This window comes from Streptomyces sp. N50, assembly GCF_033335955.1.
Classification (GTDB): domain Bacteria; phylum Actinomycetota; class Actinomycetes; order Streptomycetales; family Streptomycetaceae; genus Streptomyces.
Genome location: NZ_CP137549.1, coordinates 33,265 through 47,425 on the forward strand (window position 1 = coordinate 33,265; position 14,161 = coordinate 47,425).

The window sequence follows — 14,161 nt, forward strand, 5'->3', positions numbered from 1 at the left end:
GACAGCGTTCAAAAGGCGGGGAAGGCCCAGCCGGAGGGGTGGAACGGTGCGCGCTCGCCGCGGAAGGCGAGCGAGGCGGCGGTGACCGCGCCCGGCCGCAGTTCCTCGACGCGGCCCGCCGCCGCCAGCGACGACAGGGTGGTGCCGCCCAGGTAGGCCGCGCCCAGTTCGGTGGTGGTCACTCTCAAGTCGGCCCGGGCGCGCGTGAGTTCACAGGTCACGGAGTCGCCGTCGGCCGACAGGCGGTGGCGTCCGGCGTTCCAGGGGCAGAACGTGTCCTGGACCTCCAGGACCAGATCCAGCGGGGTCGCGTACCGGCGGGCTGCCAGCGCCCGGTCGACGTCCACCAGGCGGACCCAGAGGTTGTCGGTCACGGTGGCGCGGGCCGCGCGCGGGTCGGTCAGCAGATGCTTCAGCGGTTCGTCCACGGCACCGTCGTAGACGAGGCCGTCGTGCGCGTCGAGGTCGATGAGGAAGCGCCACAGGGCGGCGTACGACGGCCGGGAGGTGGCCGCGACCTCGATGACCTGCACCGTCCCCGGCCTTGAGCGGTAGACGGTGTAGCCGGTGGCCGCGCCGCCGGGCTCCAGATGGACGGCGAAGCGCAGTGCCGTGCCTCCGTCGCGTGCGCTCTCTCTGTCGGCGAGCCGGGCCTCCCAGAACTTCTCCGTGCGGTCGACCCATCCGACGGCGGTGCCGCGCACGGATTCGTAGACCTTCTCCAGCAGCGGCCGGGCCTCCTCGCGGCCGAGCAGGCGGATCGTCCCGTCGCCGAGGTCCGTGCCGGGGCGCAGGGCCATGGACCTCTTGTCGCCCCGGATCTCGGCGACGTGGCTGGCGATGCCGTAGCCGAAGCGGCCGTAGATCGTGGCTTCGGCGGCGTTGAGCGCGGCGACCGGTTCGCCGCCCGTGTCGTGCAGGCCGGTGAGCTGCTCGCGCATCAGCGCGGTGAGGATGCCGCGCCGGCGGTGGGTGGGCAGGACCGCGACCAGCGTGATGCCGGCGACGGGCGCGGTCCCACCGGGAACCGTCATGACGCGGCCGTAGATCGACGCCCCACCGACGATCTCCTGGCCGTCGTAGGCGGCGATCGTGCGGTCGGGTTCGAGTGAGGAGGCTGCGTTCCGCAGGCCGCCCTCCTGCCAGTCCTGGCCGTAGGTCGTGGTGACCATGTGAGCCCACGCGTCGAGCTCGTGGGCGGCGATCGTGCGCAACGGGTAGGTCGTCGTCATGCGTCGAGCGTGGCCGGATAAACAGCTGCGGCGCATCGAGCGATCTCCCTATTTATATGCTGGCGGCGTGGTGGCGCAGCGCGTGGTCAGTCCGGTGTTGGTCGGCCGGAGCGAGGAGTTGGCGAGGCTGACGGCGGCGCTGGACACGGCTGTCGAGCAGGGTCCGGGCGTGGCGCTGATCGCCGGGGAGGCCGGGATCGGCAAGTCACGGCTGCTCGCCGAGTTCGCGCGGTCGCTGGACCCGGGGGTGCGGGTGGTCGGGGGCGTGTGCGCGGAGCTGGGGCGTGACTCCGTGCCGTACGCGCCGTTCGTGACCGTCCTGCGCTCGCTGATCCGGGTCGAGGGCGTGACGCCCGGCCCCTACCCCCGGCTGGCCCGCTGGTTCCCCGAACTCGGCGCGCCGGGCGACGACTTGGAGGGCGGCAGGCACCGGCTGTACGAGGAGGTGCTGACGCTGGTCGAACGGGTGGCCGTCGGCCAGCCGCTCGTCGTCGCGATCGAGGACCTGCACTGGGCGGACACCGCCACCTGCGAACTGCTCGGCTTCCTGGCCAGGAACCTGACCCGGCCCGGGGTACTTCTGGTCATCACCCACCGGCCGCCCGAAGTTGGACCTCTGCTGTCGGAGCTCGCCCGCCGACCGGGCACCACCCGACTGCGCCTCGGCCACCTCGACGAACGGGACGTGGGCCGTCAGCTGGCCGCGATTCTCGGCACCGAACCGGACCCGGTCACCGTGGGCCGCGTCCATCGACGCAGCGACGGCAACCCGCTGTTCGTCGAGGCGCTCGCCCGCGCCGGCGAACGGACCCCGGACGACGTACGCGACCTGCTGCTGGACGGCCCGCGGTCGCTGCGGAGCCCGGCTCGCGAGCTGCTGAGTCTCGCCTCCGTGGCGGGCGGGCGGGTCGGCCACCGCCTGCTGGCCGAGGTGGCCGGGCAGGACGGGGCCGAGCTGGACACCCTCCTGCGTGAGCTCGTCGACCGCAGCCTGCTGGTCACGGCCGGCGACGGCTACGCCTTTCGCCACGCCTTGATCCGGGACGCGGTCTACGACGACCTGCTGCCCGGCGAACGTGCGCGCCTGCACGCCCGCTACGCCGAGGCCCTGCGCGACGGCGACGCCCCGGCGGAGCTGGCCGCGCATGCCCACGCGGCCGGCGATCGCGGCCTGGCGCTGTCGGCCGCCCACCTGGCCGCCGGACGGGCACGCGGGTCGTACGCCTACGCCGAGCAGGTCCGGCTGCTCGGCATGGTCCTCGACCTGTGGGATCCGGACGTCCCGCTGGGCACCGACCGGATCGGCGTACTGACCGACGCCGCCGAGGCCTGCATGCTCAGCGGCGACTACGCTCGCGGCGTCGAGTACGCCACCGCCGGGCTGGTGGCGGTGGACGAGCGGCGCGAGCCCGAGCGGGCCGCCCTGCTCCTGGAACACCGGGGCAGGCTGCGGCACCGGCTGGACACGAGCGGCAGCTCCGACTGGGAACACGCCCTGGAGCTGCTTCCGCCCGGCAGCTCCCAGCGGGGTCGGCTGCTCGGCGTACTGGCGATGGGCGTTCTTCCTGATGTGGACCGGGCCCGTGCGTCGTTCGAGGAGGCGCTCGCCATCGGCCGGGCCACCGGCGACGCCTTGGTCACCGTCCGCGGACTGCTGGGCGTCGGATCCATGACCAGCGATCTCGGCATGCTGACCGAGGCCCGCGCGCTCGCCGAACGGCTCGACAGCAACGACCTGTTGATGACCGTGCCCATGTACGAGGCCATGCTCCACACCAGAGCGGGTGACCACCAGCGCACCATCGAGATCGCCGGTGCGGGGATCCGCCTCGCCCGCCGATACGGTCTTGCCCGCAGCCGGGGAGCCGAACTCGCCCGCTACGCGGGAAGCGCCCTGATCCTGGCCGGGCGGTGGGACGAGGCAACCGCCGTACTGGAAGAGAGCCTCCAGGCTGACACACCACCGCAGTCACGGCGGGGTCTGCGCGCCCTGGTCGGCCATCTGTCGCTGCTGCGCGGTGACTTGACGACGGCGGCCGAGGCGGCGGCAGCCCTGGACCACCCCGACGCCGGAAGCCTCTTCTCCCGCCATCAGCTGCTGTGCCTGCTCGCCGTGGCCCAGGGCGACCCAGAGCGCGCGGACCTGCTCCTGGCCCGAGCACTGACCGACCCCGCGCTCCCCCGGATCTACAGCAGCGACGCCCGTCCGGTCCTGGTCGCCGGCGCCCTGGTGCAGCGGGCGCGGCTGTCCGCACGCGCCGACACGGAACTACGGCAGCGGGTGGCGACCCGGCAGGCCCAACTGGCCGCGGTCGACGCCGAGTTCGGCGTGGACGGGACACTCGACCGAGCCTGGCGGACCATGCTCCGGGCGCTGATCGAGGACGCCGGCTGGGACCAGGCGGTGGACTCCTGGCGTGAGCTGCGGCAGCCGTACGAACTGGCGCTGTGCCTGTTCCACGCCGCGCGCGCCCTGCTGACCGCGGGCGACCGCCCCGGCGCGACGGCCCGCCTCAGGGAAGCCGCCCGACTGGCCGAAGACCTGCGCGCCACACCGCTCACCCGCCAGATCAACCAGCTCCTGCGCCCGCGCCCCACCCAGGACGGCCTCACGGAACGCGAGCTCGAGGTGCTCCAGTTGATCGCCGAAGGCCTGAGCAACCGGCAGATCGCCGCCCGCCTGCACATCTCGCCGAGTACGGCGGGCGTACACGTCTCCCACATCCTGACGAAGCTGAGCGCGACGACCCGCACCGAGGCGGCGGCCATCGCCTTCCGCGCAGGGCTGGTTGGAGCCCGCCTCGGCGACAGGTGACGAAGGGGCGGGCGGATACGAGCGATGCGCGGGCGGACGGCACCAAGGGACTGGTCGCGATGACCAACGGCTACCGCGTGTCCTCGCCGTCGGCGCGTCACACCGATGACTTTGCCGGTTGCCTGAAGTCTTCCTCGTGACATGCCCGCCCCGCCGGCGGACCAGGACGCGGCGGGTCCCGATGCCATGGAGGAGAGAGGCATGGAGGAGAGAGGCAGACCAGGATGATCAATCCGATTCGGCTGTACATGTCGATGTCGCTCGACGGCTTTGTCGCCGGTCCGGACGATCGGCCGGGGCAGGAGCTCGGACGCGACGGCGGACGGCTGTTCAACTGGCTGGACGACCGGAAGTCCGACGGTCCCAGCGGCCAGGTCTACCGCGAGGCGCTGGCGACCGGCGCGTTGATCTCCGGCCGGCGGACCTTCGAACTCGCCGGACGCCGGCCGGGCGACCATCACGACGGTGTGCCGATCCTCGTCCTCACCCACCAGGTGGACGACGGGGACGTGCCGCCCGGCCACGCGCGTTTCATCACCGATGTCGAGGACTGCGCCCGTCAGGCTCGCGCGGCCGCCGGCGACCGGCCGGTCATGGTCCACGGGGCGGGGGCGGCCCAAGCGCTCCTCCGGGCCGGGCAGTTGGACGAGATGGAGATCCACCTGGTGCCGGTCCTCCTCGGGGACGGCCGACGACTCTTCGACCAGCTGGGTGGCGATCACATCGAACTCGACCTCGTCCGACGACTTGAGGACCGAGACGTCACGCACCTGCGCTACCAGGTGCGCCGACCCGGGGGTGCCGCGTGAAGACGCTCTTCGTCTCCTACCGCGTCACCGACCTGGACCGCTCGCTCGCCTTCTACACCGCCCTGGGTTACGTCGAGTTGGGCAAGGTCGACATCGGCGACGGGGCTCGCCTCGTGATCCTCAAGTTCCCCGGCGAACCGGCGGCCTCGCTCGAACTGGTCCACCGCCCCGCCGGCGGACGCGTCGACGTGGGCAGCGGTTTCGACCACCTCGCGATCCAGGTGGACACGCTGACGGACACGGTCAAGACTCTGACCGAAGCCGGTCTGGCACCGTCGCCCCTCCAGTTTCCCGGCGGCCCTGACGGCCCGAAGACCTCATGGCTCACCGACCCGGACGGCTACCGGATCGAGCTGGTGGAGTGGCCGTCCGGACATCCCGACGGCATCACCGCGGCGGACTTCTCCTGAGGTGGCCACCGACGAGGGGATCGACGTACCGCAGAGCAGCTGACCAGCCGGCCGCCGGCTATGCCGCCGGGCAGTGCAAGCGCAGTCCGGAACCGCCCGGGCCACCCCGAGCAGGCCGTACAGTCCGGTCAGCGACGTCATCCCGCGCAGCCGTATCGAAGTCCGGTTCTCGCGGGCGAGGGCGGGGGCGGGGGCGAGCAGGCGGCGCAGAAACCGTCCGGGTCGGATGACTGCGGCCACAGCTTCAGCAGCACCTCCGAGGAGAGCGCGGCGGTCTCCGCGAACCGGGCGGCCACGGCAAGTGCCGTTCCGTCGTCCGGGATCGCGACGAGCTCCCCCATGGCCCGACGCACCTTGACCGGCTTCCCCGTGGCCAGTAACTCGCGCAGTCCGTCCAGCCGGGAGACACCGGCACCACTGTCGTCGTTGCCGTCGTTGTTCGCAGTCATGGCTCGGCACTGTAGAGGCCGGGTCCGACAGCCGTACGCGGGTAAGGGTGCGAGCCGAAAAACGACCAGCGCTCAAGGGGCGGGACGTGAGAAGGTCCGGTTCGATCTGGAGCAGGGGGAAACATGGGGCTGATCTACGGCTACGACATCTACCTGCGTCCTCGGAATGTCGCCAGGGTGTTGGCCAATCTGGCCGAGCTGGCACCACCGGCCCGTGCCGTGCCGCCGCTTGACGTCCTCCTGCCCGGCGGTGAGCGGCTCGTCCTCCCATTCACGTCCCGCTTCGAGAGCGCGCCGGTCGACTGCTCCACGACCGGCACGCTCGACCTCGACACGTCCCTCATGTTCGACGCCGATGACGCACTGCGTGAGTACGCGCGGAGGAACGGTCCCGATCCCGGGGCGGACGGGCGTGTGCAGATCGGGTTCGTCTACGCGACGATCCGGTTCGAGTCCGTTCCGCACCCTGGCTTCGCGTCGGTGGAGTGCTGGGCCGCGACGTCGGAGATGAGCCGCTTGTTCGCGCGGTCGGCCAACATCAGGAAGGTGTTCGCCGGCCTCGCCGCCGCCAGCGGTGGAGTGTGCTGCCTGTTCGACACCGGCGACGGCGCCCCTCAGCAAGTGTGCTGACTCAACGGCGAATCCACCCAGGAGACAGTGCCCGGCCCCCGCTTTCCAGATCTACGGGCACTTGTGGCGACTTGGCCCGCCTCCGAGGAATGACCATCGGTGAGTCCATGACCGTATGCGAGCCGTACCGTCCACCCGCCCCCAACTCCCCACGGATCCACGGCACATACCGGCCCCTGAGCCTGCCTGCCGACGACCGGCGCTGAGGGGGCTGTCCCCCGTTCCGATCCTCGGGTACGCCGGATCGTGCCTCACCGGCGGCCGAAACTAGCGTGCAGCCATGATTCCGACTCTGCGGAAGCACCTCGCCATGGCCATCGGTGCCGCCACGCTGCTCACCGCCGGGATGACCACCGCCGCCGTCGCTCAGCCCGAAGGCCCGTTCCCCACCTGGCAGTTGCGCCAGGACACCGAGGCGATCCATGCCCTCGGGGTCAGTGGTGTGCAGGCCCGCGTGATCGCGCCGGACGGTCGGCAATCGGTGGCCACCAGCGGTACCGCCGGCCTGAGCACCGGACGACCGGTCCGGTCCGACGGGTACTTCCGTATGGCCAGCACGTCCAAGACACTCGTGGCCACCGTGGTACTCCAGTTGGAGGCCGAGGGCAGGCTGTCCCTGGACGACACGGTCGACCACTGGCTGCCGGGAGTGGTGCGGGGCAACGGCAACGACGGCACCCGCGTCACCATCCGCCAACTGCTCCAGCACACCAGCGGAATCCATGACGACCTCCCCGGATACACCACGCCAGCGGAGTACTACCAGCAGCGCTACGACGTCCACAGCCCCGAGCAGTTGACCGCCCGCGCCATGGCCCACGCGCCGGACTTCCCGCCGGGCGAGGGCTGGAACTACTCCAACACCGGTTACGTCCTGCTCGGCGGCATCGTCCGGAAGGCCACCGGCCGACCCGCGCACCAGGAGATCGAAGACCGTATCCTCCGTCCGCTGGGCCTCAACCACACCCGGTGGGGCGGTACTTCGCCCACCCTGCCGCGACCGCACGCCCAGGCCTACCAACTCTTCGGCCCCGGTGCCCTGGTGGACGTCACGGACCAGGTACCCGTGGACTACGAGAACCTGTCGTTCGTCACGACGACGCGGGACGAGAACGTCCTGTTCCGCGCGCTGCTCGCGGGCCGGCTGCTCCCGGCGCGGCAACTGACCGAGATGAAGCGGACCGTCCCCGTGAGCGCCGAGGTCCAACAGCTGTGGCCCGGCGGCCGATACGGCCTCGGCCTGGCCGAACGCCCGCTCACCTGCGGAGGCACCTACTGGAGCCACGAGGGCGGCGACGGCGGCTACATCACCCTCAACGGCGTCACCGACGACGGCGGTCGAAGCGCCGTGGTCTCCATGTCCGAGGCGCGCGGCGACACGCTGGACCACATCCTCGCCCAGGAGAATGCGGCCAGTTCATTGATCGACCATGCGCTGTGCGCCGGGGGCGGAGGCACCCGCTGAGCGGGGGCGTCGGCGGGTGCCCCCATGGTCCTGACGCGTAGACCCGTCACGGGTTTCTCGGAGTGCCAGGTGCGCGGCGCGGCGCCGAGGGCGGAGGCGATTCGGTCGGGTCGTGAAGGGGCCGGACGACGATGTCGCCCTTCGTCCGACCGGTGACCGTCGCCGTCTCGGCGTGGTCACGCGCCGCCTGCTGCAACGCGTCCGCCACCGCCCGCGCGGCCGCTGCCGTGCCGGTGTGCCCGGTGCGGTAGAGGGTCCGGGTGATCTGGCTGCCCGTGATCGGCAGTGCCGTCACGGTCACCTGTTCCAACTGGGCCGCGAAGAAGGCGGGCAGCACCGCGGCGCCGAGCTGTCCGGCCAGCAGGGTCTGGACGGCGATCATGTGGTCGGCCTGGTGCTCCACCGACGGTACGACCCCGTGGGCGCTCGCGAACCGGGCGAAGGCGCGGCCGCGGGCGGAGTGCGCGGGGGCGCTGATCCACGGGCGGCCGGAGAGGTCGGCAGGGATCGCCGGCGGCTCCCAGCCGGCCGGGACGACCACACGGTAGTCGTCCTCGCTCAGCACTTGCGCCCGCACCGACGGCGGCAAGGGCGCGGCGGTGTCCCGGTCGTCGATGATGACCAGGACGTCCAGCTCCCCCAGCCTCAACTGCCGTAGGCCGTCGGGCAGTCCGGTCTCCACGAACCTCGGCTCGATCCGGGGGTACGACAGGGCCAGCAGGCGCAGCGCCCGGACCGCGAGGCGGGCCAGTACCCACGAGGTCGCCCCGATCGCCACCGGCCCCTGGGCGACTTGATGGTTCCCGGAGTCCAACTGCCGTGCCGCAGCGGTGAGTTCCCTGCCGATGCGCTCTCCGGTGGCGGCGAGCAGTCGTCCGGTCGCCGTGAGTTCCAGCCTCGGGCCCGAACGGTCGACCAGCGGCAGGCCCACTTCCCTTTCCAGGCTGGCCAGTTGCTGTGACACCGCCGAACGCGTGTGTCCCAACACCCGTGCCGCCGGGGCGAGTCCGCCGCTCTGCGCGATCGCGTTGAGGACCAGCAGGCGTCTGGGATCGAGGTCCATACGCGCGGCCTCCCAGGGTCGTTGGACATCAGACATCAGACATCAGACATCAGACATCGTGCGCGGGCTGTGCCGACGTACCGCAAGTATCCCTGTCGGGTGGACGCAAGCAGCACTGTACGACGGGGCCACCGGGTGGCCGCGCGGCTGCGAGACTTGCCGGTATCCCGAGGGCTTCGGCCACCAGCCGCCTCGGCACAGCCATGCCCGAAGCCCGGTCAACTTCCGTCCCAAGGAGGCCGCACGTGGTCAGTTCCGCACTCCGGCGCGCTCGAGTGTCGTCCTCTCCGGGGCCGCGCCGGTCCGTTGTCGCCCTGGCCGTGGCCGGCACGCTGCTGGGGCTGCCGCTGGTGTCGGGCTGTGGTTCGTCCACCGGCTCGGCCGACGGTCACGCCTCTCCGGTCGCCGCACGGAGTGGCGGCACCACCGACGCGGCCGCCACGGGGAGCGCGACCTCCGGCGGCGCTTCCAGTGGTACCGCGTGGATGCTGACCGCTCCGCAGGTCGCGGCCGGCTACCGGCAGGGGCAGCCGCCGGCGGACATGGTGCAGCGGTTCGACGCCGACACAAAACAGAACGCCGCGCGTCTGGGTGTGTCCGGCACACATGTGCACGCCTACTACGACGATCCGGCAGACGGTGCGTGGATCTTCTATGTGGGGCTCAACGGCAGCGGCTACGACCCCGACCATCTGCACGACATCCTCGACCAGCTCCCGGCCGTCAGCGACGACGGCGCCGGGGACCGGATCACCACCAGCGCCATCGACGCCACACCCGGCCCGCACGGCGGCCGGGCGATCTGCGACACCGTCCTGCTCCGCAACGACCTGATCACCACGGCGGTCACCACCTGCTCCTGGTTCACCCCGACCACGGTCGCCGGCATCACCCTCGTCTCGAAAACCGACGGCACCAGCACCAAGCTCGGCTTCACGGCCACCGATGTCGCCCCGGTCATGCGCGCCATACGCGCCCAGGTCGAGGTACCGGGGCAGTAGCCGCAGGCCTCGATTTCGGGCCCGCCGACGCTTGCCCGGGAGCGTCCGGGCTGCGGCAAGGGCGGCGCGACCGCCGGATTCATCGGACCCCGGGGCGGGTTCGGGCAACGAGCCGGGTCTCGATGGAGCGCAGGGTCGAGATCACGGCGTCGATGTCGTCGGAGTCGGTCACGGCCTCCTCGAGAAGGCCGCTCCAGACCTCACGCAGTCGTCGCAGGTTCTCCTGCGCCTTCTCGGTGGGATACAGGCGCACCCGCCGCGCATCGCGCTCATCGGTGTCGCGCCGCACCAGGCCCGCCTGCTCCAGGCCGCGCACCGCCCGGCTGAAGTTGCTCGAGATCATCTGGGTGGCTTCGGCGGCCTCACGGGCCGTCGTGCCCGGGTGGCGGTCGATATAGCGCATCACCGCTCCCTGCAACGGTGTTCCCGACTCGACCTCCCCCTCCTTCGACGCCCCGATGTGGCGGCCCACCGCCAGGATCCGGTCGGCGAGTTCGAACAGCCGCGAGGTCTGCTCCTCGTCCATGCGCCAGGACCTCCGTCGTCGCCCCTCGATTGCTGTCAGTTGACAGCTACTTTAGTCCGGGCGTTAGCTTTGCTGTCAAATGACAGGTATCGCTGGAACGAAGCCACCGGCCGTGCCGCCCACCTGTCCACCTCTCCGTCTGCCCGTCTGCCCGCTTGCCCGATCGAAGGACGAAGACCATGACCCTCATCGCCATCGAAGAACACTGGGTGACCCCGAGCCTGACATCCGCTCTCAAAGCCCTGCCGCGGCCGGACGAGAGCCTCGCCTTCAACGAGCTGGGCGACCACCGACACCGCCTGGAGGACCTGGGCGCGGAGCGGATCGCCGCGATGGACGCCCAGGGCATCGACATCGCGGTCCTCGCCCTGACCCCGCCCGGAACCCAGCCGCTCGCCCCCGACCAGGCCCGGCACCTGAGCCGCGCCGCGAACGACATGGCCATCGCGGCCGTCGACAAGAACCCGACACGGTTCCGGGCGCTTTCGACGCTGCCCATGTCCTCCCCGGAGCACGTCGTCGAGGAACTCGTGCGCGCGAAGGGCCTGGGCCACGTCGGCACGATGGTCTACGGCCGCTCCGGCGACCGCTTCCTCGACGACCCGGCCTACGACGAGTTCTTCGCCGCCGCGGCGGAACTCGGCCAGCCGGTCTTCATCCACCCGCAGATCCCCTCGGACGCGGTGCGCGACGCCTCCTACCGGGGTCTCGGCGAGCTGACCGATCTCGGCCTGGCCACCTTCGGTTGGGGCTGGCACCTCGACACCGCGACCGCGGCACTCCGGCTCATCCTGCGCGGCACCTTCGACCGCCACCCCGCCCTGCAGGTGGTGCTCGGCCACTGGGGCGAGATGCTGCTGTTCTGGCTCGACCGGGCCGACAGCCTCTCCCGCCTCGCCGGCCTGCGACGGCCCGTCTCGGACTTCATCCGGACCAACTTCCACATCACCGCCTCCGGCATGCTCAACCCCGCGCTGCTCCACCACGCCCTGTCCGTCACCACCGTCGACCGGCTGATCTTCTCCACCGACTACCCGTTCCAGCACCCGACCCGGGACGAGATCAACTCCTTCCTCGGACACTTCAGTTCCGACGAGGACCGGCACAAGTTCTCCTCCGCCAACGCGGCAACTCTCTTCGGCCTCGAACTCTGATCGCCCTCCAGGCATGGTCGGGCCGAGCCGGGTAACCCCACTGGTATGCCACGGACACCGGGACCAGGAGAACGGGTCGAGCGCCGGGCGCCGGACCGGCCCACCAAACTGCCGAAGCGGTCCTGGTGGGCGGTGCTCAAGGGCACGGTCAGGGAGTTCCAGGTCGACGAACTCGCCGACCGGGCCGCGGCGTTGACGTACTACGGGGTGCTGTCGCTGTTTCCGGCCCTGCTGGTCCTGGTCTCGCTGCTCGGCATGGCCGGCAAGTCCGCGACACAGCAGGTCCTGGACAACATCGAGAAACTGGCGCCGAGTTCGACCCGGGACATCATCAGCGACGCGATACGCCAGCTTCAGGCGCCCGGCGGCCTCGGCTCGATCGTCGCCGTGGTCGGCATCGTGGTCGCGGTGTGGTCGGCCTCCGGCTACATCGCGGCGTTCATCCGCAGCGCCAACGTCGTCTACGACATGCCCGAGGGCCGCCCCGTGTGGAAGGTCCTGCCGATCCGGGTCGGCGTCACCGTGGTGCTGCTCGTCCTGACGGTGGTCAGCGCGCTCATCGTCGTGTTCACCGGCGGCCTGGCCCGCGCGGCCGGTTCGGCGCTCGGCATCGGGGACGCGGCGCTGACGGTGTGGTCGGTCGCGAAGTGGCCGGGGCTGGTCGTCCTGGTCATGGCGATGATCGCGATCCTGTACTGGGCGGCGCCCAACGTGAAGGGCCGCGGCTTCCGTTGGGTCACTCCGGGCAGCGTGCTGGCCCTGGTGGTCTGGATGGTCGCCTCGGGGGGCTTCGCGTTCTACGTGGCGCACTTCGCGTCGTACAACAAGACGTACGGCACGCTCGCCGGCGTGATCGTCTTCCTGATGTGGCTGTGGATCAGCAACATCGCCGTGCTTCTCGGCCTCGAATTCGACGCGGAACTGGCCCGCCAGCGTGCCGTCGCCGGCGGACTCCCGAAGGATGAGGAGCCATACCTCCCGCCCCGGGACACCCGCGCCTGGAGCAAGAAGGACCAGCGCCGCATGGACTGACCGTGTCGTCCACTGGGCGCCGGTCAGGTCGTGATCATCACCATCAGGAACTGAGCAAACTCCTCAAACAGAAGCCCAGCCCCTGTCCCTTGCCTCGGCGATCCTTCAGCCGGTGCTGCCGTCCTCCAACTGCTCGGCGACGTCGCGGGGTTCGCGGCCGAGCAGACTGGCCAGCAGGGGGTCGACCCCGGCGAAGCGGCCTTCGCGAGCGGCCTGGTATCTGGTGAGCATCATCCGTGCCATCCCCTCCGGCATGCCATCCGCGACCTTGTCCGCGATCCACTCCTCGTCGTCCAGCACGACCCGCCTGACCTCGCGGCCGCTGATCTCGGAAGCCATCGCCGCGACGTCGGCGAGGGTCACGGCCTGCCGGGCGGTGAGGGTGACCGGCCCGTCGAACCTCCGGTCACCGGCCAGAATGACCGCTGCCGCTTCGGCGGAGTCGGCGCGGTCGGTCCAGGAGATCGGGCCATCGGCCGGTGCCGCGATCTCGCCGGTCTGCCGCCAGGGGCTGAGCAGCCACAGCACGCTGTGGGCGTAGTAACCGTTGCGCAGCGAGGTCCAGGCGACACCGGATTCGGCGAGGAGCACCTCGGTCGCGGCGTGATCGCGGGCCGGAGGGAAGGGGCTGTCGGCCCCGGCACCCTGATGGCTGGTGTACAGGATGCGCCGGGCTCCCGCCGCGACGGCGGCCTCGATGCCAACACGGTGCAAGCCGACATGGTCGGCATGCGGGTCGTTGGAGGACACGAGCAGGACCTGATCGGCACCCTCGAAGGAGTGCCGCAGCGCGTCCGGATCCGCGTAAGAGCCCTGACGCACCCGCACCCCGCGTTCGGCAAAGTGCCGCGCCTTGTCGAGGTCGCGCACGCTGACGCCGATCCGCTCCGCAGGAATACGCTTGAGAAGGTGTTCAACAGTGGCGCCGTTTAACGCGCCCGTGGCCCCGGTGACAACGATCATGGTGAATCCCCTTTTACTTGTCACACCCGCCGCACTCAGTGCGCACGGAATTGGTTTGCCTCAGCGGCCCTCAAGCAGCAACGGCAGAAGAATGTCGTCGACGAGGTGCTCGACAAAGCGTTCATCGCACGGCTCGCCCGCGACGACCACACGGTGCACGATGACCGCCGGAGCGATCTCGGCGAAGAGCTCGGCGGCCCGGGGAGTCAACCGCTCGCCGTCCCCGATCGCCTTGCGGAACGGCTCATCAGTCATCGCCGCCTCGTCCCGGCGCAGGATTCGACGCATCTCCTCAGCGAGCCGCGGGTCCCCACGCATTCCCGCGAACAGCGCCCCGAGCAGTCCGATCTCCTGCTCAGCGATCTCCCGGGCCAGCCACCCGGCAAGCGCAAGCAGGTTCGCCCGCAGGTCGGCCGCGGCAGGCGCGGGCGGCGTGGCATGCGAGCGATAGTCCACCGCCGCGGCAACCAGGTCGGCCTTGTCCCGATAGCGACGGTAGATCGTCGTCTTGGCGACCCCCGACCGCCCCGCGACCGCCTCGATCGACAACTGCTCGTACCCGAGCTCCGTCAGCAGCGACAACGTCGCCTCCAGGATCGCCACATCCCGACG

14 protein-coding genes are annotated in these 14,161 nt (G+C 70.8%); 8 read left to right on the plus strand and 6 right to left on the minus strand.

The features are described 5' to 3' along the window. Nucleotides 1–8: 8 nt before the first annotated feature. Nucleotides 9–1,232 (minus strand): GNAT family N-acetyltransferase, encoded by a 1,224-nt coding sequence (locus R2B38_RS00165; RefSeq protein ID WP_318014313.1) that lies wholly within the window; start codon nucleotides 1,230–1,232, stop codon nucleotides 9–11. A gap of 67 nt (nucleotides 1,233–1,299) precedes the next feature. On the opposite strand from R2B38_RS00165, the gene R2B38_RS00170 reads away from it, so the two are divergent. From R2B38_RS00170 to R2B38_RS00180, 3 genes are all read left to right on the plus strand, one after another. Further along, entirely contained in the window at nucleotides 1,300–4,047 is a 2,748-nt protein-coding gene (locus R2B38_RS00170; RefSeq protein ID WP_318014314.1) for a helix-turn-helix transcriptional regulator, read from the plus strand. 224 nt (nucleotides 4,048–4,271) lie between these two features. Further along, the gene (locus R2B38_RS00175) at nucleotides 4,272–4,856 is read left to right on the plus strand and encodes a dihydrofolate reductase family protein (RefSeq protein ID WP_318014315.1); all 585 of its coding nucleotides are present in this window, start codon (nucleotides 4,272–4,274) and stop codon (nucleotides 4,854–4,856) included. Next, nucleotides 4,853–5,266 (plus strand): VOC family protein, encoded by a 414-nt coding sequence (locus R2B38_RS00180; RefSeq protein WP_318014316.1) that lies wholly within the window; start codon nucleotides 4,853–4,855, stop codon nucleotides 5,264–5,266. Before R2B38_RS00175 ends, R2B38_RS00180 begins: the two co-directional genes overlap by 4 nt. A 137-nt stretch (nucleotides 5,267–5,403) precedes the next feature. Here R2B38_RS00180 and R2B38_RS00185 read toward each other — a convergent pair whose 3' ends face one another. Beyond that, a complete protein-coding gene (locus R2B38_RS00185) occupies nucleotides 5,404–5,715 on the minus strand; it encodes a hypothetical protein (protein ID WP_318014317.1) in 312 nt (103 codons plus the stop codon). Nucleotides 5,716–5,838: 123 nt separating this feature from the next. Here R2B38_RS00185 and R2B38_RS00190 point away from each other — a divergent pair, with 123 nt between their 5' ends. Both R2B38_RS00190 and R2B38_RS00195 read left to right on the plus strand, forming a co-directional pair. Further along, a complete protein-coding gene (locus R2B38_RS00190; protein WP_318014318.1) occupies nucleotides 5,839–6,345 on the plus strand; it encodes a hypothetical protein in 507 nt (168 codons plus the stop codon). A gap of 280 nt (nucleotides 6,346–6,625) precedes the next feature. Continuing rightward, nucleotides 6,626–7,810, plus strand: coding sequence for a serine hydrolase domain-containing protein (locus tag R2B38_RS00195; protein WP_318014319.1), 1,185 nt, complete (start codon nucleotides 6,626–6,628; stop codon nucleotides 7,808–7,810). A 46-nt stretch (nucleotides 7,811–7,856) separates the two neighbouring features. Here R2B38_RS00195 and R2B38_RS00200 read toward each other — a convergent pair whose 3' ends face one another. Next, nucleotides 7,857–8,873, minus strand: a complete 1,017-nt coding sequence (locus tag R2B38_RS00200; protein WP_318014320.1) for a LysR family transcriptional regulator — start codon at nucleotides 8,871–8,873, stop codon at nucleotides 7,857–7,859. Between the two features lie 245 nt (nucleotides 8,874–9,118). On the opposite strand from R2B38_RS00200, the gene R2B38_RS00205 reads away from it, so the two are divergent. Then, nucleotides 9,119–9,874 carry a hypothetical protein gene (locus R2B38_RS00205; RefSeq protein WP_318014321.1) on the plus strand — a complete coding sequence of 252 codons (756 nt, stop codon included), beginning with the start codon at nucleotides 9,119–9,121 and terminating at the stop codon, nucleotides 9,872–9,874. 79 nt (nucleotides 9,875–9,953) lie between these two features. Here the strand turns inward: R2B38_RS00205 and R2B38_RS00210 are convergent, their stop codons facing one another. Next, a complete protein-coding gene (locus tag R2B38_RS00210) occupies nucleotides 9,954–10,400 on the minus strand; it encodes a MarR family winged helix-turn-helix transcriptional regulator (RefSeq protein WP_318014322.1) in 447 nt (148 codons plus the stop codon). A 179-nt stretch (nucleotides 10,401–10,579) separates the two neighbouring features. On the opposite strand from R2B38_RS00210, the gene R2B38_RS00215 reads away from it, so the two are divergent. Together R2B38_RS00215 and R2B38_RS00220 are read left to right on the plus strand one after the other, a co-directional pair. Continuing rightward, a complete protein-coding gene (locus R2B38_RS00215) occupies nucleotides 10,580–11,554 on the plus strand; it encodes an amidohydrolase family protein (protein WP_318014323.1) in 975 nt (324 codons plus the stop codon). 45 nt (nucleotides 11,555–11,599) lie between these two features. Then, the gene (locus tag R2B38_RS00220; protein WP_318014324.1) at nucleotides 11,600–12,586 is read left to right on the plus strand and encodes a YihY/virulence factor BrkB family protein; all 987 of its coding nucleotides are present in this window, start codon (nucleotides 11,600–11,602) and stop codon (nucleotides 12,584–12,586) included. Between the two features lie 105 nt (nucleotides 12,587–12,691). Here R2B38_RS00220 and R2B38_RS00225 read toward each other — a convergent pair whose 3' ends face one another. Further along, entirely contained in the window at nucleotides 12,692–13,549 is an 858-nt protein-coding gene (locus R2B38_RS00225) for an SDR family oxidoreductase (protein WP_318014325.1), read from the minus strand. A gap of 60 nt (nucleotides 13,550–13,609) precedes the next feature. Beyond that, nucleotides 13,610–14,152 carry a TetR/AcrR family transcriptional regulator gene (locus R2B38_RS00230; RefSeq protein WP_318014326.1) on the minus strand — a complete coding sequence of 181 codons (543 nt, stop codon included), beginning with the start codon at nucleotides 14,150–14,152 and terminating at the stop codon, nucleotides 13,610–13,612. Between the last annotated feature and the right edge of the window lie 9 nt (nucleotides 14,153–14,161).

Coding starts and splice junctions, on each gene's coding strand:
- R2B38_RS00225 (WP_318014325.1), bottom strand. CDS start 13,549: ATGATCGTTGTCACCGGGGCCACGGGCGCGTTAAACGGCGCCACTGTT.
- R2B38_RS00175 (WP_318014315.1), top strand. CDS start 4,272: ATGATCAATCCGATTCGGCTGTACATGTCGATGTCGCTCGACGGCTTT.
- R2B38_RS00220 (WP_318014324.1), top strand. CDS start 11,600: ATGCCACGGACACCGGGACCAGGAGAACGGGTCGAGCGCCGGGCGCCG.
- R2B38_RS00195 (WP_318014319.1), top strand. CDS start 6,626: ATGATTCCGACTCTGCGGAAGCACCTCGCCATGGCCATCGGTGCCGCC.
- R2B38_RS00185 (WP_318014317.1), bottom strand. CDS start 5,715: ATGACTGCGAACAACGACGGCAACGACGACAGTGGTGCCGGTGTCTCC.
- R2B38_RS00165 (WP_318014313.1), bottom strand. CDS start 1,232: ATGACGACGACCTACCCGTTGCGCACGATCGCCGCCCACGAGCTCGAC.
- R2B38_RS00200 (WP_318014320.1), bottom strand. CDS start 8,873: ATGGACCTCGATCCCAGACGCCTGCTGGTCCTCAACGCGATCGCGCAG.
- R2B38_RS00190 (WP_318014318.1), top strand. CDS start 5,839: ATGGGGCTGATCTACGGCTACGACATCTACCTGCGTCCTCGGAATGTC.
- R2B38_RS00210 (WP_318014322.1), bottom strand. CDS start 10,400: ATGGACGAGGAGCAGACCTCGCGGCTGTTCGAACTCGCCGACCGGATC.
- R2B38_RS00215 (WP_318014323.1), top strand. CDS start 10,580: ATGACCCTCATCGCCATCGAAGAACACTGGGTGACCCCGAGCCTGACA.